19 protein-coding genes are annotated in these 22271 nt (G+C 73.8%); 5 read left to right on the top strand and 14 right to left on the bottom strand.

Features of this window, described 5'->3' with window-relative positions:
- Nucleotides 1-18: 18 nt before the first annotated feature.
- Nucleotides 19-1707 carry a DUF885 domain-containing protein gene (locus ACGFMM_RS33275; RefSeq protein WP_393650222.1) on the bottom strand — a complete coding sequence of 563 codons (1689 nt, stop codon included), beginning with the start codon at nucleotides 1705-1707 and terminating at the stop codon, nucleotides 19-21.
- Nucleotides 1708-1756: 49 nt separating this feature from the next.
- Nucleotides 1757-2254, bottom strand: coding sequence for an Lrp/AsnC family transcriptional regulator (locus ACGFMM_RS33280; RefSeq protein ID WP_393650223.1), 498 nt, complete (start codon nucleotides 2252-2254; stop codon nucleotides 1757-1759).
- Nucleotides 2255-2313: 59 nt separating this feature from the next.
- Here ACGFMM_RS33280 and ACGFMM_RS33285 point away from each other — a divergent pair, with 59 nt between their 5' ends.
- Complete coding sequence (locus ACGFMM_RS33285) at nucleotides 2314-3531, top strand: trans-sulfuration enzyme family protein (protein WP_393650224.1); 1218 nt, start codon at nucleotides 2314-2316, stop codon at nucleotides 3529-3531.
- Here ACGFMM_RS33285 and ACGFMM_RS33290 read toward each other — a convergent pair.
- From ACGFMM_RS33290 to ACGFMM_RS33320, 7 genes are all read right to left on the bottom strand, one after another.
- Nucleotides 3458-4882, bottom strand: coding sequence for a GNAT family N-acetyltransferase (locus ACGFMM_RS33290; protein WP_393650225.1), 1425 nt, complete (start codon nucleotides 4880-4882; stop codon nucleotides 3458-3460). The two genes, ACGFMM_RS33285 and ACGFMM_RS33290, sit on opposite strands and share 74 nt — an antisense overlap.
- Nucleotides 4883-4958: 76 nt before the next feature.
- Nucleotides 4959-7658 (bottom strand): DUF6493 family protein, encoded by a 2700-nt coding sequence (locus ACGFMM_RS33295; RefSeq protein WP_393650226.1) that lies wholly within the window; start codon nucleotides 7656-7658, stop codon nucleotides 4959-4961.
- The gene (locus ACGFMM_RS33300; protein ID WP_393650227.1) at nucleotides 7655-9055 is read right to left on the bottom strand and encodes a winged helix-turn-helix transcriptional regulator; all 1401 of its coding nucleotides are present in this window, start codon (nucleotides 9053-9055) and stop codon (nucleotides 7655-7657) included. Before ACGFMM_RS33300 ends, ACGFMM_RS33295 begins: the two co-directional genes overlap by 4 nt.
- A gap of 48 nt (nucleotides 9056-9103) precedes the next feature.
- On the bottom strand, nucleotides 9104-9418 hold the full coding sequence (locus ACGFMM_RS33305) for a winged helix-turn-helix domain-containing protein (RefSeq protein ID WP_393650228.1): 315 nt from the start codon (nucleotides 9416-9418) through the stop codon (nucleotides 9104-9106).
- Nucleotides 9415-9840 (bottom strand): hypothetical protein, encoded by a 426-nt coding sequence (locus ACGFMM_RS33310; protein ID WP_393650229.1) that lies wholly within the window; start codon nucleotides 9838-9840, stop codon nucleotides 9415-9417. Before ACGFMM_RS33310 ends, ACGFMM_RS33305 begins: the two co-directional genes overlap by 4 nt.
- An 88-nt stretch (nucleotides 9841-9928) precedes the next feature.
- Nucleotides 9929-11500, bottom strand: coding sequence for an alkaline phosphatase D family protein (locus tag ACGFMM_RS33315; protein WP_393650230.1), 1572 nt, complete (start codon nucleotides 11498-11500; stop codon nucleotides 9929-9931).
- A gap of 127 nt (nucleotides 11501-11627) precedes the next feature.
- On the bottom strand, nucleotides 11628-12458 hold the full coding sequence (locus tag ACGFMM_RS33320; protein WP_393650231.1) for an alpha/beta fold hydrolase: 831 nt from the start codon (nucleotides 12456-12458) through the stop codon (nucleotides 11628-11630).
- Nucleotides 12459-12593: 135 nt separating this feature from the next.
- Here ACGFMM_RS33320 and ACGFMM_RS33325 point away from each other — a divergent pair, with 135 nt between their 5' ends.
- Nucleotides 12594-13475, top strand: coding sequence for an RNA polymerase sigma-70 factor (locus tag ACGFMM_RS33325; protein ID WP_393650232.1), 882 nt, complete (start codon nucleotides 12594-12596; stop codon nucleotides 13473-13475).
- Between the two features lie 252 nt (nucleotides 13476-13727).
- Nucleotides 13728-14468 (top strand): GntR family transcriptional regulator, encoded by a 741-nt coding sequence (locus tag ACGFMM_RS33330; protein ID WP_393650233.1) that lies wholly within the window; start codon nucleotides 13728-13730, stop codon nucleotides 14466-14468.
- A gap of 92 nt (nucleotides 14469-14560) precedes the next feature.
- On the opposite strand, the gene ACGFMM_RS33335 is transcribed toward ACGFMM_RS33330, so the two are convergent.
- Nucleotides 14561-15718: an ROK family protein gene (locus ACGFMM_RS33335; RefSeq protein ID WP_393650234.1), complete on the bottom strand. Its 1158-nt coding sequence runs from the start codon at nucleotides 15716-15718 to the stop codon at nucleotides 14561-14563.
- Nucleotides 15719-15852: 134 nt separating this feature from the next.
- Here ACGFMM_RS33335 and ACGFMM_RS33340 point away from each other — a divergent pair, with 134 nt between their 5' ends.
- Complete coding sequence (locus ACGFMM_RS33340; protein WP_393650235.1) at nucleotides 15853-16290, top strand: hypothetical protein; 438 nt, start codon at nucleotides 15853-15855, stop codon at nucleotides 16288-16290.
- A gap of 78 nt (nucleotides 16291-16368) precedes the next feature.
- Here the strand turns inward: ACGFMM_RS33340 and purB are convergent, their stop codons facing one another.
- Both purB and ACGFMM_RS33350 read right to left on the bottom strand, forming a co-directional pair.
- A complete protein-coding gene (purB, locus tag ACGFMM_RS33345) occupies nucleotides 16369-17802 on the bottom strand; it encodes an adenylosuccinate lyase (protein WP_393650236.1) in 1434 nt (477 codons plus the stop codon).
- A gap of 102 nt (nucleotides 17803-17904) precedes the next feature.
- A complete protein-coding gene (locus ACGFMM_RS33350) occupies nucleotides 17905-18684 on the bottom strand; it encodes an SGNH/GDSL hydrolase family protein (RefSeq protein ID WP_393650237.1) in 780 nt (259 codons plus the stop codon).
- 66 nt (nucleotides 18685-18750) lie between these two features.
- On the opposite strand from ACGFMM_RS33350, the gene ACGFMM_RS33355 reads away from it, so the two are divergent.
- Entirely contained in the window at nucleotides 18751-19770 is a 1020-nt protein-coding gene (locus ACGFMM_RS33355; protein WP_393650238.1) for a maleylpyruvate isomerase family mycothiol-dependent enzyme, read from the top strand.
- A 33-nt stretch (nucleotides 19771-19803) separates the two neighbouring features.
- On the opposite strand, the gene ACGFMM_RS33360 is transcribed toward ACGFMM_RS33355, so the two are convergent.
- On the bottom strand, nucleotides 19804-20823 hold the full coding sequence (locus tag ACGFMM_RS33360) for a hemolysin family protein (RefSeq protein ID WP_393650239.1): 1020 nt from the start codon (nucleotides 20821-20823) through the stop codon (nucleotides 19804-19806).
- Nucleotides 20820-22163, bottom strand: a complete 1344-nt coding sequence (locus tag ACGFMM_RS33365) for a hemolysin family protein (RefSeq protein ID WP_393650240.1) — start codon at nucleotides 22161-22163, stop codon at nucleotides 20820-20822. The genes ACGFMM_RS33360 and ACGFMM_RS33365 overlap by 4 nt, the downstream gene beginning before the upstream one ends.
- Between the last annotated feature and the right edge of the window lie 108 nt (nucleotides 22164-22271).

Genomic DNA, 22271 nt, shown 5'->3' on the forward strand with positions numbered 1-22271 from the left:
GGATCCTCGCAGGGTGGGTCAGAGCTTCGAGATCTCGTCCACCAGGTCGTCCAGACCGAGCGGGCCCTGGGACAGCGCCGCCATGTGCCAGGCCTTCGCGTCGAACGCGTCACCGTGCCGGGCCTGCGCGTTCGCGCGGCCCAGCAGCCAGGCCCGCTCGCCCAGCTTGTAGCCGATCGCCTGCCCGGGCATCGACAGGTAGCGGGTCAGCTCGCTCTCCACGAACGCCGCCGGACGGCTGCTGTGCTGCTGGAAGAACTCCTGCGCCAGCTCCGGCGTCCACCGCTCGCCCGGGTGGAACGGCGAGTCCGCCGGGATGTCCAGCTCCAGGTGCATGCCGATGTCGACGATCACCCGGCAGGCGCGCATCATCTGCGCGTCCAGGTAGCCGAGCCGCCGCTCCGGGTCGGGCAGGAAGCCCAGTTCGTCCATGAGCCGCTCCGCGTACAGGGCCCAGCCCTCGCAGTTGGCGGAGACGCTGCCGATGGTGGCCTGGTAGCGCGAGAGCGTGTCCGCGACGTGCGCCCACTGCGCGATCTGCAGGTGGTGGCCCGGCACGCCCTCGTGGTACCAGGTCGACACCAGGTCGTAGACCGGGAAGCGGGTCTCCCCGTCCACGGGCAGCCAGGTGCGGCCGGGGCGGGAGAAGTCCTCCGACGGGCCGGTGTAGTACGGGGCCGCCGCGCCCCCCGGCGGGGCGATCCGCGACTCCACCGTCCGCACCCGCTCGGCGAGTTCGAAGTGCGTGCCGTCCAGCGCCTCGATCGCCTCGTCCATCAGCTGCTGCAGCCAGACCCGCACCTCCTCCACGCCCTCGATGTGCGTGCCGTGCACGTCCAGGTGGGCCAGCGCCTCCCAGGGGTCCGAGCCCGGCAGGATCCTGTCCGCCTCGGCCCGCATCTCGCCGCGCAGCCGGCGGTACTCGGCCCAGCCGTACGCGTACGCCTCGTCCAGGTCGAAGTCCGTGCCGTTGAAGTACCGCGACCAGCGCCGGTACCGCTCCCGGCCCACGGTGTTCGGGGCGTCGGCGACGGCCGGCGCGTACACCTCGCGCATCCAGTCCCGCAGCGCCGCCACCGCCGCCGTCGCACCGCGCGCCGCCTCGTCCAGTTCGGCGCGCAGCTCCTGCGGACCGCCGGCGGCGAACTCCTCGAACCAGCCCCGCTCCGCTGCGTCGCCCGCCCACTCGGTGAGCTGCCCGACGAACGTGGCCGTCGGCCGCGGGCCGGCGAACAGCTTGCGCTCCAGGCCCAGTTCGAGCGAGGCACGGTACCCCTCGAAGGCGGCCGGCACCGCGCGCAGCCGCTCGGCGACCGCCGCCCAGTCCTCGGGCGTCTCCGTCGGCATCACGGTGAAGACGATCCGCACGCTGTGCGCGGGGGAGCGCAGATTGCTCACCGCGCAGAGCCCCTCCTCGGCCTCGTGCACGGCGAGTTCGGCGTTGAGCCGCTCGCGCAGCAGCCGGCCGCAGCGGCGTTCGGCGTCGCTGTCGGCACCCGGACGGCGTTCGGCCTCGTCGAGCAGGGCCAGCGTGCGGCGGGCGAGTTCGGCCACCTGCTCCTGTCCGGCGGGGGAGAAGTCCGGAAGGCGTCCGGCGCTCTCGTTGACTCCCAGGTAGGTACCGGTGATCGGGTCGAGGGCGATGAGTTCGTCGACGTAGGTGTCGGCGACCTGGCGGGGCAGCGGGCTGCTGGAAGTCTCTGGCATGCGGCTCATCCTGGCCTCTCCGGCGCCCCCGCGTCACCCTCATCCGAACTCAGTCGGCTGACAAATGAGCGCCGGCTCCGGGCGGCAGCATCGGGCCGCACTCCCACTGCTGGAAGATCAGCCGGGTCTCCACGCGCGCCACCTCGCGCCGTGAGGTGAACTCGTCGAGGACGAGTCGCTGCAGGTCAGCGGTGTCCGAAACGGCCACGTGAACCAGGTAGTCATCCGGTCCGGTCAGATGGAACAGCGCCCGGGACTCCGGCAGGGCGCGAATCCGTTCGACGAACGGACCGATCAGTTCACGACGGTGGGGCCGAACCTGGACCGACAACAGCGCCTCGAGACCCCGGCCGAGTTTGGCTGGATCCAGTCGTAGCCGGTTGCCCAGGATCACTCCGGTGCGCCGCAGCCGGGCCACCCGGTCGAGGCAGGTCGACGGGGCCACCCCGACCTCGACCGCGAGTTCCCGGTACGTGGTCCGGGCGTCGTTCTGCAAGAGGCGAAGAATGTGCAGATCGATCGGATCGAGTACGACGGATTCGGCCATGCGGCGAACGTAACACGCCGGTTTTTCGCTACTCCCCGGTATCCGTTCAGGGTGCCGCCATGGACAACGACGTCTCCCCCAGAGCTACGGCCACCACCCCCAGAGCTCTCGCCACCGAAGCCGTGCACGCCGGACGCGAAGACCTCGCCTCCCTCGGCCTGCACGCCCCGCCGCTCGACCTGTCGACGACCTACCCCTCGTACGACACCCGGGCCGAGGCCGCCCGCATCGACGCGTTCGCCGGCACCGGCGCCCGCCCGGACGGCCCGCCGGTCTACGCCCGCCTCGACAACCCCACCACCGCCCGCTTCGAGGACGCCCTCGCCCGCCTGGAGGGGACCGACAGCGCCGTCGCCTTCGCCAGCGGCATGGCGGCCCTGACCGCCGTCCTGCTGGTCCGGGCGAGCCTCGGCCTGCGCCACGTGGTCGCAGTCCGGCCGCTGTACGGCTGCAGCGACCACCTGCTCACCGCGGGGCTGCTCGGCACCGAGGTGACCTGGACCGACCCGGCGGGCGTCGCGGACGCGATCCGTCCCGACACCGGCCTGGTCATGGTGGAGACCCCGGCCAACCCGACGCTGGCCGAGGTCGACCTCGACGCACTGGCGCATTCCTGCGGTGCTGTGCCGCTGCTGGTCGACAACACCTTCGCCACCCCGGTGCTGCAGCAGCCGGCGCGGCACGGCGCGCGGATCGTCCTGCACAGCGCCACCAAGTACCTCGGCGGCCACGGCGACGTGCTCGGCGGCGTGGTGGCCTGCGACGAGGAGTTCGCCCGCGCGCTGCGCCAGGTGCGGTTCGCGACCGGCGGCGTGCTCCATCCGCTGGCCGGCTATCTGCTGCTGCGCGGCCTGTCGACGCTGCCGGTACGGGTCAGGGCGGCCTCGGCGACCGCGGCGGAACTGGTCCGGCGGCTCTCCGCCGACCCCCGCATCGCCCGGGTGCACTATCCGCGCATCGGCGGCGCGATGGTGGCCTTCGAGGTGTGCGGCGATCCGCACGCCGTGACCGCCGGGGTCCGGCTGATCACCCCGGCCGTCAGCCTCGGCAGCGTGGACACCTTGATCCAGCACCCCGCCTCCATCAGCCACCGCATCGTGGCCGAGGGGGACCGCCGCGCGGCCGGCGTCAGCGACCGGCTGCTGCGGATGTCGGTGGGCCTGGAGGACGTCGAGGACCTGTGGCAGGACCTGACGCAGGCGCTCAGCGCTCCTGCCGTCGGTACGCCTCGTCCGGCAGCAGACGGCGCGCCGGCGCCGCGTCCAGCTGTGCGGTGATCACCAGGGTGCCCTCCTCGATCTGGTAGTCGAGGGGCAGGTTCAGCGCCCGCATCGCCGCCACCATGCCCGTGTTGGACGACTGTGTCACCGCGTACACGCTGCCGCAGCCGGCCTCCACCGCGAGCGCGATCAGCCGGCGCAGCAGCTCCGAGCCGATGCCGCGGCGCTGCCAGTCGTCCTCCACCAGCAGGGCGACCTCCGTCTCGTCGCCGTCCCAGAGCAGATGGCCGAGGGCGACGAGACGGCCGGAGGCGGTCAGCACCGCGAGGGTGCGGCCGAAGCGGGGGCTGAGCAGGTGGTTCAGATAGCGGTCGGCGTCGGCCACCGGGCCGTGGTAGCGCAGGCCCAGGGTGCGGTCGGAGCAGCGGTCGTGCATGGCGCGGGCCGCGACGAGGTCGCTCTGGTCGGCCCGGCGGACGGTGATCTCGTTCCCCTCGGGGAGGGTGAGCACGTCCCGGCTGCGCGGGACGCGCGGGCCGAGCCGGGCGTCCAGCTCGACGAGCGCCCGGGCTCGGGCGAACTCGGTGGGCGTGAACGGCAGGTACGGCCGCTCCACGGTGATCACCCCGCCGTTGGGGTCGCGCAGCCGCATCACCGTCTCCTCCAGGACGCCCTCGACGGGCGCGGACTCGCGGTTGGGGCGGCCGGTGGGGGAGACGGCGGGCAGCGAGTGGATGGTGCAGCGGCCGAGGAGCTGGCGCAGCGCGAGCGGCAGTTCGGCGGCGTCGAGGGCGGTGCGGGTGGCGAGGCCGAGTAGCCGGGTGGGGGTGTCGACGAGGTCGTGGGCGTCGGCGCGCTCGATCCAGGTGCTGTGGCCGCCCGCCGCCGCGATCTCGCCGGTGAGCCGGTCGGCCTGGAGGCCGGCGGGGGCGCGCAGCAGGAACTCGTCGACCGTGCCCTCGGCGAGGGGGTGGGTCTGCAGGGTGAGGATGTCGACGCCGTGCCGGGCCAGGGCCGTGCAGAGCGCGGCGAGGCTGCCCGGGGCGTCCCGGACCGTGGTCCGCATCCGCCACAGTACGGTCTCGGACTCGGTCCCGGTCCCGGTCGCGGACCCGGCGGGCCGGGCGCCGGCGCGCTGCGGCGGCAGCGGGGACGTCCCGCCGCCGCCGGGATCGCCGGCGGGCGGCGCATGGCTGTGCCTTCGTGCCCACCATGTGTGGAACGCGGTCGTGGCGGCGAGCGCCACCGCGGAGGCCACCAGGAGGTACGGTCCGTCAGGACCCTTCACCACGGTCTTCGCGATCGTGTCGGCCACCACCACGGCCGTGAACAGCGCGGCCAGTTCGATGAGGTCCCGCCGCCAGTGATGGGGACGGCGGGCACTCTTCGCAGAAGTCACATCAGTCATGCACTCACTGTGGCCGAGCGGTGTTGCGTGATCACGAACGCTTTGTGACTGACGGGTTAAACCCCAATCTGGTGGATTACTGATGGTTTTCCACCGGTTCCGACACCTCCTGACCGGCTTCGTGTGCGAGTGCGATCGCCAGGCGCTTCGCCTGCACCACGAGCTGTGACGAACCCCCGCGCCCCGCCACCCGGTCGAGCCCCGTCAGCGCACCGCCGGGCCGGCATTGCTCGGCGCAGTCCGCGGCCACCGCGAGGACCTCGCCGAGCCCGCGTACCGGCTTCGCCTCCTGAAGGAGCGGCGGCAGCAGCGCGGCGAGCAGCGACCAGGTGGTGCCGTACGCGCCGGTCACCGCCGCCGTACGGGCCGCGTCCGCTGCCCGGTTGGGCTTGGCGTAGCCGTCCAGGACCAGCCCGGCGAGCGCCGTCCCGACGCCGGCCGCGTCCAGCTCCCCGCGGGCGGCGAGCACCAGCAGCGCGTCCACCGCCGTCAGCCGGTCCGCCGCGTGGGCGCTCGTCATGCCGCACGCCAGGGCGAGCCGCCCCGCCGCGCCGAGCCGGCCCTCCGTCTCGGCGAGCGCCGTCAGCCACCACGTCGCGCCCCGCTCGCCCCACTCGACGCCCGACGCGAGCCTGGGCAGCAGCCAGGACGCCAGAGCCTCGCCGTCCACCGGCAGGACCAGGGGCAGGGACTCCCGCTCGTTGCCCCAGAGCCGGCACTGCCCCGGCTGCGTGTCGAGCGTACGGACCAGGAACTGGAACGCACCGGGGAATTCCGGCTGCCCCTGGGGGAGTTCACGGGCGGTGAGCTCGATCCGCTCCGACCAGTACAGGTACCCGTTGGCCCGCGGCGGGACCGGGTCCTTCAGCCGCAGCACGGGGGCGAGCGGCGCCGGGTCGGTCAGGCGGGCCGCGAGCCGGTCGCCGGCCGCCGTGCCCAGGGCCAGCGCCGCACGGGCCGAGCCGGCGGCCTCCGGACCGGAGGTCCGTACCCGCAGCAGCGCCTGCGCGAAGTCCGCCGGGGCGGGCTCGCGGCCCGCGTCCCGGTACAGCCGCAGGCGCTCCACCAGCTCGGCCGCGTCGAGGGCGCCGGTGTGCCAGGTGGGTGTCGCCAGCAGGAACGGCAGCGCGGGCGTGCCGATCAGATCCGCGATCTCCCAGAGCCGCTGTTCGAGGACGGCCTCCGGGACGTGCCGGACGCAGTCCGGGTGGACGTGCCGCCGCGCCCGGCCGGCGTCGAGGAACTCCCGCGGCACCCTGCCGAACAGCGCCGCGAGCACGACCTCGATGCCCTGCGCGGAGTGCCGGAAGTAGTTGTCGTTGCGGCGGTCGCCCTCCCTCAGCCACCACGCGTCGGCGACCGGTCCGCGTACCGCCTCCGCCAGGGCCTCCCGGTCCCGTGCCGCGTGCCGGACCAGACCGTCGAGCACCCGGTCCAGAGCCCCGGGCGCCGCCCTGCGGCGTCCCTTGACCAGCGGGACCAGGTCCTCGAGCAGCTCCGGCAGCGTGCCCGGGGCGGGGGCGAGCCTGCGCCGCTCCGGCACCGGAGGCAGGAACTCCTCGTACGGCAGGCCGGGTTCCGTCGGCAGGGCCGCACCGAACAGCTCGACGGCCGCCGGCCGGTGGACCGCACTCAGCAGTTCCGCCGCCGCGGCCAGCTCCTCCCGCACCGCCCCGTCCACGGCGGACAGATGCGCGCCCACCAGTCTCAGCGCCCGCAACTGCACGTCGCTGTCCGCGTGACCGAACGCCTCCGCGACCACCGGCAACAGCTCCGGGACCGCCGCGGGCCGCTGCTTCAGGACCTTGCCGAGCAGCGTCAGCTGAGCCCGCACCAGCTTCTTCTCGGTACGGAACAGCAGCGCGCCGGACATCTCCGCCAGCAGCGCGTCCGGGAGTTCGCCCGCGAGAGCCTGCACGGCGAGCGCCTCCTGCGCGTGGCCCGCCACGGTGGACGGGCCGTCGGCGGCCATGCCGAGCAGGTCGGCGGTGTGCGCCCGCAGTTCCTCCTGTGTCGGCGCGAGCCGCTGGAGCAGCGCAAGGTGGAACCGCAGGTCGTGCGCCCGTCCCCCGCGCACCAGCCGGGCCAGGCAGCCCTCCAGCAGGTCCCGCCGGTCGAGTACGCCCTCCGTCGCCAGCAGGCCCAGGGCCTCCTGCCAGGTCGTGTGGGTGGCGGGCTCGACGTCCCACCGGGCGGTGTTCCGACTCAGCGGCCCGGGGGTCTCCGTCAGCTCGAAGAGCCGACGCACGAGCAGCCGGGTGTGGGGGTGGGCCCGCAGCTCATCGGCCAGGTTCGTGTGGTCGAGGGACTCCGTCCACCCGGCCACGTACCCGTCCGTGGCGGGCACCTCACCGCCGGAGCGCAGCACCAGCTCCTGGACGAGCCGGAACTCGGCCTCCACGAAGGCCCGCCGGTCCGCGAGCCGCCGCGCGACGTCGCCGAGCCAGGCCGGGTCGCGGTCCGCCAGGACCTCCAGCGTGGCCGCGTGGGACTCGCCGCTCCAGTCCTCCGTGTCCCGCGCGGCGAGCCAGGTCGCAACGGCCGCCGCGCCCGTCTGGCAGCCGGCGCCCGCGACACGGAGGGCCCACAGCGTGCGCCGCCAGTCCCGCCAGCGCAGGCGGCCGCGCAGCAGCCCGGTCCGCAGCTCCTTCAGCTCGACCAGCACGGCCTTGCGCTCGGCCGCGTCCAGGGCCTTCAGGAGGGCCGGCACCTCGTCCGACGCGCCCCTGCGGACGGTCTTCAGCAGCAGCTCGGCCGGATCGCGTGTGAGGATCATCGACTGTCTCCGGTCTGTCCGTCGCGGCGCGCCAGGCGCACCGCGAGCGCGTGCTTGCAGGGGCCGCGCCGGCCCTGGTAGTCGGCCCACCAGGAGCAGGTGCAGCTCAGCGCCCCGCCCGACTCCCGCACCTGGTACCGCTGTTCACCCGAGACCACCGAGGCCGGGGCCATCGAGGCCGCCGGGAGCGCGGACGCCGGCCCGCCGTCGAAGGTCACCGCCCCCTCCGCCACGAGCGCCCGTGCCGCCACCAGCCGCGGGTTGTGCCGCTCGGCGCGGTCGGCGTCGTAGGGCAGTTCGCGGTGGAAGTACGCCGCGTCCGCCACGTCGTACCCGACGCGGCCGGCCGTTCCGAGGCGGGTCAGCGCCGCGCGCACCCGTGCCACGGAGAGCCCGGACCGCTCGGCCAGGTCGGCCGGTTCGATCCGCGGCTCCCAGGCGAGCAGTACGGCCAGCAGCTCCGCGTCCTGCGCGGCCTCCTCGCCGGCCAGCGCCTCCAGCACGCCGCCCTCGCCGGAGAAGCCGCGCGAGGCGTCGGGCGACAGCGTGAGCGTCAGCCGCATGCCCGGCAGGACGACCTCCCAGGCGCTCGCGGTCGGGGCGCCGTCGGGCGCCGGCCCGTACACGCGCAGCGCCGTCGCGGCCCGCAGCACCCGCTCCAGGGCGACCAGCCGCTCCGGCCCCGGCAGGCAGACCGCGCCCGGGCCCGGCCGGGTCGTCGGCCGCAGCGTCCGCCCGGCCGGCACGACCCACAGCGGCCCTCGCCCCCGGCCCCCGGCCCGCGGCAGTCCGCGCAGGAACCGCACCGCCTCCGCTCCCGGCAGCTCCGCCCGCAGGTCGAACCCGGCGCTGACCACCTGCGCCTCGGCGAAGCCGCGCAGCCAGCGGTCCGGCAGGGGCACCTTCTTCTCCACCACACGCCCGCCGAGCGTGGTCACCGCCAGCTCCTCCGGGCCGACCCGCAGATGCAGCGGTTCCTCCCCGGTCATCCGGGACAGAGCTTCCCGCAGCGGGTTGTTGACGTCGACGTTCGTCGTGCCATGCCCGGTGCCGGCCCCGTCCAGGCCCTCGCTCAGCACGTCCAGACGGGCGTACACGCCGCCGCAGCCCGAGAACGACTCGAACCGCAGCCGGTCGCCGTTGCCCGTCACCACCGGATCCAGCGAGCCCGGACCCGGTCTGCGGTGGTATCGCGCGACCGCCACGTCCGCCACCGCGAGCAGCCCCCGGGCGGCGACCTGGGGCGAGCTGAGGAACCCGGCGAAGAAACGGGGATGCGCCTCGGCCCCGAGGGGCGTGAGCCCCCCGGAGGTCTCGAGGCCGAGCACCCGGCCGCCCCCGGACGACTCCAGGGCGGACGGGCGCGCGTAGGCGAGCGCCTGTACGGATCGCGTCATGCCGAAAACCGTAGGCCCTCGCACTGACAATCGACGCGTGAGCCCCCGTCACGCCCCCGCGATCGCCCGCAGGGCCTCCAGGTGCCGTCGGTACACCGCCCGGCCCTCCTCCGTGAGCTTGAGCCAGGTCCGGGTGCGCCGCCCGACCCGGCCCTTGTCCACGGAGACCAGGCCGGCCTCCTCCAGCGCCGCGACCTGCTTGGACAGCGCCGAGTCGGTCACCTCCACCAGGTCGCGCACGAACGCGAACTCGGCCTTGTCCAGCGGCGTGAGAGCCGCGACGACGGACAGCCGCACCGGCGAGGTCAGCAGCGGCTCCAGATCGTGCCGGGGATGGGAACCGGCCTTCGCGCCGTCGCTCACGCGGCCGCCCCGTCCCGCAGTTCGAGGCGGACGCCGACCGCGATCGGCACGGCGCAGCACAGCGCCGCGCCGATGGCGAACGGCACGCTGTCCCTCGCGACCTGAGGTCCGATCAGCAGCGCCGCGGCGTACAGCACGCCCCAGCTCACGATGATCAGCACGTGACGTGTCCCGAAGCCCCGTCGCACCGCTCGCTGCCTGGCCGCGAAGGCGCTCAGCCCCGCGATGCACAGCGCGAACAGCGTCGTGGAGACCGCGACGGCCACCGGCCCGTGCCACAGCAGGACCGCGGGCACCAGCACCGCCTGCGCGAGCCCGTAGACCACCAGGTACCGCACGTACCAGCGGCTGCGCCCCCGCACCTTCTCCTCCATCGCACGCGAACGCGTCAACGCCTCTGCCGCATCGGCGAATTCGGCCATGACTCTCCCCCTTGTGTCGACCAGCAACTACTTTCCACTATGGCAAGTCGTTGCTGAGAGGGCAAGTTGGAAGGGAGGGTTCGGCGTTCTACTGGCCCACCAGCCCCGGCCGCAGCGCCTTCGAGAAGAGGACCAGACCGCCCTCGACACGCAGACGGACCGTCAGTTCCCCGCTGTCGCCGTCGATGTCGACCTCGCCGAAGTACTGGGGCGACTCCATCGGCGACAGATTGGCGCGCTGCGGTGCGCGCACGAAGACCCGCTCCGGGCCGAAGGTCGCGTCCAGCGCGTTCGCCGGGAAGCCGCCCGCCGCGAGCGGGCCCGAGACGAACTCCCAGAACGGCGCGAAGTCCTGGAAGGCGGCCCGTTCGGGGGCGTAGTGCTGCGCCGAGGTGTAGTGCACGTCCGCCGTCAGCCACAGCGTCCCGGTGATCCGGCGGTGCTTGACGAACCGCAGCAGCTCCGCGATCTGCAGCTCGCGGCCCAGCGGGGCGCCCGGGTCGCCCTGGGCGATCGCCTCGATGTTCGCCGCGCCGTCCGGCACGACCAGGCCGAGCGGCATGTCCGCGGCCAGTACCTTCCACACCGCGCGTGACCGGCTCAGTTCCCGCTTCAGCCACTCCAGTTGCTCCGCGCCCAGGATGCCGGTGGTGTCGTCGGCCTGCCGGCCGGGCGAGTTGGGGTTCCGGTACGAGCGCATGTCCAGGACGAACACGTCAAGGAGCGGGCCGTACCGGACCACGCGGTGCATCCGCCGGTCCGCGCCGCGCGGCTGGAGCGTGGAGACCGGGAAGTACTCGCCGAACGCCTGCACGGCGCGGGCGGAGAGCACGTCCACGTCCTTCTCGGTGTAGCGGGCGTCGTCGAGGATCTGGCCCGGGTACCAGTTGTTGCGCACCTCGTGGTCGTCCCACTGCATGACCGACGGCACCTGGGCGTTGAACGCCCGGACGTTGTGGTCGAGCAGGTTGTAGCGGAAGTTGCCGCGGTACTCGTCGAGGGTCTCGGCGACCTTCGACTTCTCCGGCGTCGTGAGGTTGCGCCAGACCCGGCCGTCCGGCAGCGTCACGCTCGGCTGGAGCACGCCGTCCGCGTACACGGTGTCGCCGCTGCACAGGAAGAAGTCCGGGTTCAGCCGGCGCATCTCCTCGAAGGCGCGGAAGCCGCCGATGTCCGGGTTGATGCCCCAGCCCTGTCCGGCGATGTCGCCCGACCACAGGAACCGCACGCCGTCCCGGCGGCGCGCCGGAGCGGTACGGAAGGTGCCGGTCACCGTCTCGCCGGTACGGCGCGGGTCGTCCGGGTCGGCCAGGGTGACCCGGTAGTGGATCTGCTCGCCCGGCGGCAGTCCGCGCAGCGCGCTCGTCCCGGTGAAGTCGCTGCCGGGGCCGAGCAGCGGCCCGTACCAGCGGCGCGCGCCGCGGAACGACTCGGTCGCCGCGGTCTCCACCAGCATCCGGGCCGGCCGGTCCGACCGCACCCAGACCAGGCCCGACGTCGCGGTGACGTCCCCGGCCTGTACGCCCCAGGCGGCGCGGGGCCGTCCCGACAGCGCGAGCGCGGGGGCGGCGCCGCCCAGCGAGAGCGCCGCCGTCGCGGCCAGGGAGCCGCGCAGCACGCTGCGCCGGGCGGGGTTCGGACTCGGTGTGCCGTACGACATCGTCGCCTCCAGGCGGGTCGGGCGGGCCGGTGTGCCGACCCATGCCTAACGCCCGGCGGCGGCGACCGCGCGAACCCCGCGTGAACAACGCTGCGGGGCCCGCGAGGTGGCGTGCCGTCAGCGGCTGTCAGCGGCTGCCGTCGAGGATGACGCGGGCGACCAGCGCCGGGTCGTCGTTCATCGGCACGTGGCCGCAGCCCGGCAGCCGGACCAGCCGGGCCTCCGGGATCGCGTGCTTGGCGCGGACGCCCTGCCGGCGCAGCAGCAGCCGGTCCTGGCTGCCCCAGGCGATGGTGACCGGCAGCCCGGCGACGTCCTCGGTGACCGCGATGCCGCGGCCCGCTTCCAGCGTCCGCCGGAAGCCGGTCGCCCCGCGCAGGGCGAGCGCCTCCGCGAACGCCGCCTCGGGCGAACGGCGCGCGGGCCGGGCGTAGATGGTGCCGGTGAGTACGGCCCGGCCGGCCGCCGAGCGGGACAGCCGCTCGATCAGCGGCAGCGGCATGGCGCCGGCGGCCGCGTGCATCGCGCGCAGGGTGCCGAAGGCGTACCGCCGCTCGCTCTCGGACCAGAAGCCGGCGGGGGAGAGCGCGGTCACCGAGCGCACCAGCTTCTGCCGGCCCAGTTCGAGGGCGAGGAGCCCGCCGAGCGAGTTGCCCGCGACGTGCGGCCGGTCGACCCCGAGGGCCTCGCACAGCGCGCCCAGGACCGGCACGACCGTCGCCAGGTCGTATCCGCAGCCGTCCGGCAGCGGGGCGGACGCGCCGAAGCCCGGCAGGTCCACGGCGATGACGTCGCGCTCGGCGGCGAGGACCGGGATCACCGGCTCCCAGGCCTGCCAGTGGTGGCCGATGCCGTGGAGCAGCAGCAGGGGCTCGCCGGTGCCGCGCCGGTCGTACGTCACCGAGACCTCGCCCGGCCCCAGCGGCGTGTCGATCGTGAACTCGATCTGTGCGGACATGCGCGTGCTCCCTGTCTCGGACGTCCCATCGTCCTTAGACACCCTGTCAGGAAGAATTGTCCACCGGTAGGGGCGAGTTCAAGGGAAGGCGGGTGAAACTGGACACGGCCCGGGCCCCTGGGCTGGGATGGGGGAGTGGCGACCGACACCCCGACCGATCTGTTCGAAGAACACCGCGCGCTGCTGACCGGCGTCGCGTACCGGATGCTGGGCCGCGCGGCCGACGCCGAGGACGTGGTCCAGGAGGCCTGGCTGCGCTGGTCCGCCGCCGACGTCGCCGACGTCCGCGAGCCCCGCGCCTATCTCGTCCGGGTCACCACCCGCCTCGCCGTCGACCGGCTGCGCCAGGTCCAGTCGCGCCGCGAGGCGTACGTGGGCCCCTGGCTGCCCGAACCCGTGGTCACCGACTTCGGCCCCGCCGTGCCCGACACCGCCGAGCGGGCCGTGCTCGCCGAGTCCGTCTCGCTCGCCGTGCTCGTGGTCCTCGAATCGCTCTCCCCGCTGGAGCGCGCGGTGTTCGTGCTGCGCGAGGCCTTCGGCTTCCCGTACGCCGAGATCGCCGGCGTACTCGACCGCACCGAGCCGGCCGTGCGCCAGCTCGCCGGCCGCGCCCGCCGCCACGTCGACGAGGGCCGGCCCCGGTACGACGTCGACCCCGGCGAACGGCGCGCGCTGACCGAGCGGTTCCTCGAGGCGGCGGCCGGCGGGGACCTGGCGGAGCTGCTCGCGCTGCTCGCGCCGGACGTCCGGCTCGTCGGCGACAGCGGCGGCAAGTCCAAGAGCCCGCTGCGGGTCGTGGAGAGCGCCGACAAGGTGGGCCGGTTCCTGTTCGCCGTCGCGCAGTCGGAGGTCGCGGACTACACGTACCGCATCGACGAGATCAACGGCGCTCCGGCGCTGGTCGGAACCGTGGACGGCCGGGTCGACGTGGTCTTCCAGATCGAGAGCGCCGACGGCGCGATCCAATGCGTCTATATCATGCGTAACCCGGACAAACTCCAGGCCGTGCCCGCCTGATCCCCGTCCCCGCTGCTTACTGAGCCGCCCCGAGTCCGCCCGGACCCGGGGCGGTTTGCTGCGCAGGGCTCACGGCGGCGCGAACGTCCTGTGAACATCCCCGCCGGAACGCCGGGACTGAGCGGACCCGACGCAGGATTGGTCTTGACCAAGGAGAAGCGCCGTCCTATGGTCGCAGAGTTAGTGCAGGAACCTTTAATAAACAAGGGCGCGGAAAAGCCGCCGAGGACACGGATCTTGCGGAGGATCAGGGTGGGGACCACGCAGCTGGATTCGGTGCCGGAGCCGAAGTACTGGCACCTCAAGACCGTGATCGGCGAGGCGCTGGACTCGGACTTCGCGGTCGGCGAGATCCTGCCGAACGAGCGCGAGCTCGCGGCCCGTTTCGGCGTCGCCCGTGCCACGCTCCGCCAGGCCCTGGAACAGCTGGAGCTGGAGGGCCGGCTGCAGCGCCGCCGCGGCGTCGGCACGACCGTCGCCCCGCCCCGTATGGGCGTCGACGTCTCCACCGCCCAGCAGGCCTGGCCCGGCGCCGGCGAGGACGTCTGGCAGTCCCTCGACTCCGCCACCGACGTACCGCCCGCCGCGGTCGCCCGCCAGCTCGACATCGGCCCCGACGAGCCCGTCCACGTGGTGCGCCGACTGCGCGTCAGCCAGGGCCAGCCCGTCGCCGCCGAGCTGCTGTACGTGCCGTCCGGCCGCGTCCCCCAGCCGCCCGCCGCCGACGCTTCGGCCGGCCCCGCCCGCGCCCGCGCCGTCCTGCGCGAGCTGCAGCGCCTCGTCCTCGACGGCCAGGACCGCTCCGTGGAGCTGGGCTCCGCGCGCGCCGACGACGCCAAGGAGCTGGACCGGCTGCCCGGTGCGCCGGTGCTCGTCGTCACCACCCGCTACCTCTCCGAGGGCCGCACCGCCGCCGTCTCGGTGGCCACCTACCGCGCCGACACCTGCCGCCTCACCTTCGGCGACTCGGGCGACCTCGTCATGGCCTCCTGACGTCCCGACGAGCCCAGCGGCCCCAACGGCTTCGACTACACGAAACGGCCCCGGCGTTCACCGAACGCCGGGGCCGTTCGCGTGGGTCCCGCTCAACGCCGGGACGTCGCCGCCCCGTCCACGGCGAACAACTGCTCCTCGACGTGGTCCAGCGCGAGGCGCAGCGCGCCCGTCCCGACCGCCGCCTCGCCCAGCAGGGACAGCGCCACCCTCGGCGGTCGCAGACAGAACCGGGCAAGCTCCTCGCGCAGCGGCTGCAGCACCCCGTCCAGACCGGCCGCCCAGCCGCCGACCACCACCAACTCCGGGTCCAGCGCGAGGACCAGCGCCGCCACATCATGGACGAGCCGCTGGATGAACCGGTCCACCGCCGCCTGCGACCGGGCGTCCCCGCTCCGCGCCAGGGCGAACACCTCGGCCACCGCCTGCTCGTCGAGCGGGTGCAGCGGCTCGTCCGTCGTGGACAGTAGCGTCTCCGGGGTGGCCTCGCGGCCGAGCAGATGCAGCGCCCCGATCTCGCCGGCCGCGCCGCCGTAACCGCGGTGCAGCCGCCCGCCGATCAGCGAGCCCGCGCCCGGGCTCAGACCCGCGAGCACGAACACGATGTCGTCCGAGTCCGTCGCGGCGCCCTTCCAGTGCTCGGCGACGGCCGCCGCGTTGGCGTCGTTCTCCACCAGCACCGGGCAGCGGAACGAGCGGCGCAGCCGCTCGCCCAGCGCCAGACCCGTCCAGCCCGGCAGCGCGGTGCCCAGCCGGACCGTGCCGTCCGCCTCGACGATCCCGGGCGTGCCGACGCCGACCGCGCGCAGATTGCTCCGCGGCACCCCGGCCCGCCGCAGCACGTCCGCGACCACCGCGCGCACCCGCTCCAGACGCTCGTCCGCCGACGCGGTCTCGGACACCTCACGTGAACCGGCCATCATGATCCGGCCGTCGAGCCCGGACAGCAGCGCCGCGACCCGGTGCGGGCCGATCTCGACGCCCAGCAGATGCCCGGCCTCGGCGCGGAAGCGGAACCTCCGGGCCGGCCGGCCCTGCCGCCGCGTCTCGCGTTCCTCCGGCGCGGCCTCGACGACCAGACCGGTCGCCATCAGCCCCTCGGTCACGCCCTCGACGGTCGGCCGGGACAGGCCGGTGACCCGGGTGAGGTCGGTGAGCGTCAGCGCGCCGGATCCGCGCAGCGCATGGAGCACCACTGCGGAATTGATCCGCCGCAGCAGCGACGGGTCCCCGCCGGTCAGCCGCCCCACAGTGTGTCCTCCCAGCTCGCAGCGCGTGTCTGCCGGATGGTACTCAATGGTTCTCCAGGACGGCGAGGCGAGTGCGCGTCTGACGGACCCTCGGCCGGCGGCAGACTGTCAGTGGGCTTCGCTTTACTTGATCCATGACCAGCGCAGGCCATCTCGCGACGATCGACCGGCTCTGTCTCCGCCCCTTTCCCGAGACGCCGGCCAGATCCGGGCCGTGCGACAGCGGCCCCGGCTTCCACGTCGTCGCGCTCGCCCGCAGCGAGGACTTCTGGGAGGACGACGGCACCCGCCGCTTAGAGGTGGAAGAGCAGTACGAGGCGGAACGCGACGCGCTGGGCGAGCTGCTCGCCTCGCGCTGGGGCGCGCACCAGCACGTCTCGCTCTTCTCCGTGCTGTCGCGGGCCATGGACGGCGAGGACATACCCGAGCCGTGGCACGCCGTCAGCAACCACACGCCCGACCTCTACCTGTGGCGGGCGGGGGACCGCTGGATAGGGCTCGGGATCTCCCAGTGGGACGACGAGCTGCCCTTCGAACTGCTCCTGCTGGTCACCACGGTCGATCCGCCCTGACACGTTAAGGCCGCCCGCCACCACGTCGGGACGACGCGATGCGCGAGCGGCCTTCTCAGCTCCGCCGGGGTGACCGGGTCAGAGGATGGCGCCCGGGGTGTAGCCCGCGGCCTCCGGGTGCTGCTTGACGAGGTCCTCGATCCGGGCGACCACCGCGGCCACCTGGCCCGCGGCCGCGCCGGTGAAGGACAGCTTGTCCGCCATCAGCGCGTCGAGCTGCGCCCGGTCCAGCGGGATGCGCTCGTCGGCGGCCAGCTTGTCGAGCAGCTCGTTGCGCTCGGCGCCCTGCTCGCGCATGGCGAGGGCGGAGGCGACGGCGTTCTCCTTGATGGCCTCGTGGGCGACCTCGCGGCCGACGCCGGCACGCACCGCGCCCATGAGGACCTTGGTCGTGGCGAGGAACGGCAGGTAGCGGTCGAGCTCGCGGGCGACGACGGCCGGGAACGCGCCGAACTCGTCGAGCACGGTGAGGAAGGTCTCCAGCAGACCGTCGAGCGCGAAGAAGGCGTCCGGCAGCGCCACCCGGCGGACCACCGAGCAGGACACGTCGCCCTCGTTCCACTGGTCGCCGGCCAGCTCACCGGTCATCGACGCGTAGCCGCGCAGGATGACCATCAGGCCGTTGACGCGCTCGCAGGAGCGGGTGTTCATCTTGTGCGGCATCGCGGACGAGCCGACCTGGCCGGGCTTGAAGCCCTCGGTCACCAGCTCGTGACCGGCCATCAGCCGGATGGTCTTCGCGACCGAGGACGGCGCGGCCGCCAGCTGCACCAGCGCGCTGACCACGTCGTAGTCGAGCGAGCGCGGGTAGACCTGGCCGACCGAGGTGAAGGCGTGCGCGAAGCCGAGGTGACCGGCGATCCGCTGCTCCAGGTCCGCCAGCTTGTCCGCATCGCCGCCGAGCAGGTCCAGCATGTCCTGCGCGGTGCCGACCGGGCCCTTGATGCCGCGCAGCGGGTAGCGGCCGAGGAGGTCCTCCAGGCGGCCGTACGCGACGAGCAGCTCGTCCGCGGCGGTGGCGAAGCGCTTGCCTAGGGTGGTGGCCTGGGCGGCGACGTTGTGCGAGCGGCCGGCCATGACCAGCTCCGCGTACTCGCCGGACAGCTTGCCGAGCCGCGCCAGGACGGCGACGGTGCGGTCCCGCATCAGCTCCAGGGAGAGCCGGATCTGCAGCTGCTCGACGTTCTCGGTGAGGTCGCGCGAGGTCATGCCCTTGTGGACGTGCTCGTGGCCGGCGAGGGCGTTGAACTCCTCGATGCGGGCCTTCACGTCGTGCCGGGTGACCTTCTCGCGCTCGGCGATCGAGCCGAGGTCGACCTGGTCGAGGACGCGCTCGTAGTCGGCGAGGGCCTCGTCCGGCACCTCGATCCCGAGGTCCTTCTGGGCGCGCAGCACGGCGAGCCAGAGCCGGCGCTCCAGCTTCACCTTGTGCTCGGGGGACCACAGGACGGCGAGCTCCGCGGAGGCGTAGCGGCCGGCCAGAACGTTGGGGATGCGAGGCTTGGCAGTCACGTGACCAGATTCTACTGGCGGTTTCTGCAGGCCAGCGCCATGGCCCGGTTGGGAGCTTGCTACGAGACGCCCGTCACGTCCGTCGGCCGGACCCTGGCCGCGCTACGCCGTCGGCGCCTCGTACGGCAGCAGCTCCGGGCGCTTGGCCGGGAGGCCGTCGCCGGAGGACCGGCCGGTGAGCCGCCGCATCACCCAGGGGCCGAGGTGCTCCCGGGCGAAGCGCGCGTCTGCGGCCCGCCGGGCCGCCCAGCCCGGCCGTACGGCCGGCGGCAGCTCGGTGCGCCAGTCGTGTTCGGCCGGCAGGCCCAGGGTCTGCCACACGGCCTCGGCCACCCGCCGGTGGCCCTCGTCGGTCAGGTGCAGCCGGTCGACGTCCCACATCCGCTGGTCGCCCAGGACCGGCGCGCCGTACAGGTCGACCACGAGCGCGCCGTGCCGGGCGGCGAGCTCGTCGACGTGCACGAACAGTTCCTCCATGCGCGGCCGGAAGCGTTCCATGACCGGCCCGTTCCGGCCGGGGCTGCGCATCAGCACCAGCTGCCCGCAGGCCGGGGCCAGCTTCTCGACCGCCTCGGTGAGCAGTCCGCGCACCCGGCCCATGTCGCACTTCGGCCGCAGGGTGTCGTTGAGCCCGCCGACCAGCGTCACCACGTCCGCCTTCATCGCGGCGGCCACGTCGACCTGCTCGTCGACGATCTGCCCGATCAGCTTTCCGCGCACGGCGAGGTTCGCATAGCGGAATTCCGGGGTACGCGTCGCCAGGCGGGCGGCCAGGAGGTCGGCCCAGCCGCGGTACGTCCCGTCCGGCAACCGGTCGGACATACCCTCGGTGAAACTGTCGCCCAGGGCGACGAGACTGTTGTATTGAGCATTGATCTCCATGGCGGAGCGATCATACCGTGCGGTATGGGGCGCGCGGAGCCGCGGGAGTCCGGGAGGGGAAGACCCATGAGCGAGGCGCTGCAGAGCGCGCTGGCGGAGGCGCTGGCGGAACTGGTGACGATGATCGACACCTGTGACGACGACGAGATGCTCGACCAGGACATCGCGGTCAAGTGGCTGGAGAGCACCGGCTACGTCCTCGGCAGGCTCTCCGAGGCCGACCGGCGGTCCCTCGACCGGCTCTTCCGCGAGGCCGCGCTCCGCCAGGAGCCCGGACCGTGGCGTGAATCACTCCTGAACGTCTCCGAGGGCTTCGGCCTCACCGTGGACCTGCACGACGGGCAGTGCGACGCCGTCGCGGACCTCGGCCGCCGCTTCGTCGCGGCCGTACGGGACGCCGACCCCGCCACCCCCGTCCCCACCTGCCCCGGTTGGACCCTCGCCGACCTGACCCGGCACGTCGGCGCCGTGCACCGCTGGGCCGGGCACATCGTCGGCACCCGGTCCGCCACGCGCGTCCTGGCCGCCGACCTGCCCCTGGACCTGCCGGAGGCCCCGACCGCGTACCCCGACTGGCTGGCGGACTCCGCCGGCGCGTGCCTGAACGTCCTCCGGAACGCCGACCCGGACACCGGGGTCTGGTCGCCCGGCGGCGACCCCCACGTGAGGTACTACTCCCGCCACCTCCTCACCGAGCTGCTGGTCCACCTCGCCGACGCCGAACTGGCGCTGGGCGGGGGAGTCGGTCCGGTCGAGCCCTCCGACGCGGCCGACGGCATCGACCACTTCCTGACGAACGCCGCGTACCTCCCGTGGGTCGCCGAGCCCGTCGCCGGGCTCGGGCGCGACGGCGAGGTGCTCCGCCTGGAGTCCGCCGACACCGGCGCCGTGTGGAGTGTCACCCTCGGCGGGGGCGGGTTCGTCTGGCGGCGCACGGTGGACGACGACGCCACCGCGACCGTGCGCGGCGGCGTCGCCGACCTGCTGCTGTACGTCCACGGGCGGTACGAGGCCGGGAACCCGCGGCTCGCCGTCACCGGCGACCGCGGGCTCCTCGACGCGTGGCGGGACGCCACCGCCCTCTGAGCCCACCGCCCTCTGAGCGCACCGCTCTCTGAGCTACGGCGCCAGCGGCCGGCCCACCAGCTCCCGCAGCACGTCCTCCATCGTGACGAGGCCGGCCAGCTTGCCGTCCTCGTCCAGGACCGCCGCCAGGTGCGTCCGGCTGCGCCGCATCGCGGTCAGCACGTCGTCCAGCGGCGTCGCCGCCCGGACCCGGGCGATCGGCCGCAGCGCGGACACCGGGAACGGCAGGTCGCGCGGGGTGATGTCCAGCGCGTCCTTCACGTGCAGGTAGCCGAGGATCTTCCGGCCCGGGTCCACCACCGGGAAGCGGGAGAAGCCCGACTCGGCCGACAGGGCCTCCAGCTCCTCCGGCGTGGTGCCGGCCCGCGCGTACACGACGCGCTCCACCGGCATCACCACGTCCCGGACCGGGCGGCGGCCCAGCTCCAGTGCGTCGTGCAGCCGCTCGGCGGCACGGTCGTCGAGCAGCCCCGCGTGCCCGGCGTCGGTGACCATCCGCGCCAGCTCGTCGTCCGAGAACGTGGCCGAGACCTCGCCCTTCGGCTCCACCCGCAACAGCTTCAGGAGGCCGTTGGCGAAGGCGTTGATCGTGAAGATCACCGGGCGCAGCGCCCGGGCCAGCGTCACCAGCGGCGGGCCGAGGGCGAGCGCCGTACGCGCCGGCTCGGCCAGCGCGATGTTCTTCGGCACCATCTCGCCGAGCAGCATGTGCAGGTACGTCGCCACCGTCAGCGCGATCACGAACGAGATCGGGTGCACCAGGCCGTGCGGCACGCCGAGCGCGTCGAACAGCGGCTCCAGCAGGTGCGCGATGGCCGGCTCGGCGACGATGCCGAGCACCAGGGTGCACAGCGTGATGCCGAGCTGCGCCGCCGCGAGCAGCGCCGAGACGTGCTCCAGACCCCACATGACGCTGCGCGCCCGCCGGTCCCCGGCGTCCGCCAGCGGTTCGATCTGGCTGCGGCGCACGGAGATCAGCGCGAACTCCGCGCCCACGAAGAACGCGTTCACGACCAGCGTCAGCAGGCCGACCAGCAACTGGATCGCGATCATCGGCCCGCCCTCCGGGACTCGTCCGTGCCGTCACCGGACGTCGGCGCGTGCATCAGCACCCGCGCCGCGCGCCGGCCGGAGGCGTCCACGACGTCCAGCCGCCAGCCCACCAGCTCGACGCTGTCGCCGACCTCGGGAATCCGGCCGAGCAACGTCGCCAGCACGCCGGCCAGCGTCTCGTACGGGCCGTCCGGCACGCGCATGCCGATGGCCTCCAGCTGGTCCGTGCGGGCCGCGCCGTCGGCGGACCACAGCTCGTGCCCGCTCTCGTCGACGCCCGCCCGGGCCAGGTCCGGGGTCTCGTGCGGGTCGTGCTCGTCGCGGACCTCGCCGACGACCTCCTCGACGATGTCCTCCAGGGTCACCACTCCGGCCGTGCCGCCGTACTCGTCGATGACCACGGCCATCGTCCGCTTCCCCGACAGCCGGTCGAGCAGCCGGTCCACGGTCAGCGTCTCCGGCACCAGCAGCGGCTCGCGCACGATGTCGCCGACGCCGCGGCGGCGCCGCTCGTCGGCCGGTATGGCGAGCACGTCCTTGATGTGGGCGATGCCGACCACCGTGTCGAGGTTGCCGCGGTAGACCGGGAACCGGGACAGGCCGGTGGCGCGGGTCGCGTTGGCGACGTCCTCGGCCGTGGCCTGCACGTCGAGGGCGGTGACCTGGACGCGCGGTGTCATCACGTTCTCGGCGTTCAGCTCCGCCAGGTTCAGGGTGCGGACGAACAGCTCGGCGGTGTCCGCCTCGAGGGCGCCCTCCTTCGCCGAGTGCCGGGCCAGCGCCACGAGTTCCTGCGGGGAGCGGGCGGAGGCCAGCTCCTCGGTCGGCTCCAGGCCGAGCCGGAGCAGGATCCGGTTCGCGGTGTTGTTCAGGTGGGTGATCAGCGGCTTGAAGGCGGCGGAGAACACCCGCTGCGGGGTGCCCACCACCTTCGCCACGGCCAGCGGCGAGGAGATCGCCCAGTTCTTGGGGACCAGCTCGCCGACGACCATCAGGACCACGGTCGACAGGGCCGTGCCGACGACCAGCGCCACCGACGAGGCCGCCGACGCGGACAGGCCCATCGCCTCGAACGGCCCGCGCAGCAGCGCGGCGATCGACGGCTCGGCCAGCATGCCGACGACCAGGTTGGTCACGGTGATGCCGAGCTGCGCACCGGAGAGCTGAAAGGTGAGGGACCGTACGGCCCGCAGCGCGCCGGCCGCGCCCCGCTCGCCGCGCTCCGCGGCGCGCTCGAGTTCGGGGCGCTCGACGGTGGTCAGCGAGAACTCCGCCGCGACGAAGGCGCCGCACGCCACGGAGAGCAGCACCGCCACCAGGAGCAGGAGCACTTCGGTCATCGGTTCACCTCCGTCCCATGATCGGGCAGCGGGAGGGGGTTCGCTCGATGTCTGCTACTGGGAGGCTCGCCCATGGGCGGACGCTCACACCTTTCGGTCGTACGTCAC

The organism is Streptomyces sp. NPDC048604, from assembly GCF_043199435.1.
Classification (GTDB): Bacteria; Actinomycetota; Actinomycetes; order Streptomycetales; family Streptomycetaceae; genus Streptomyces.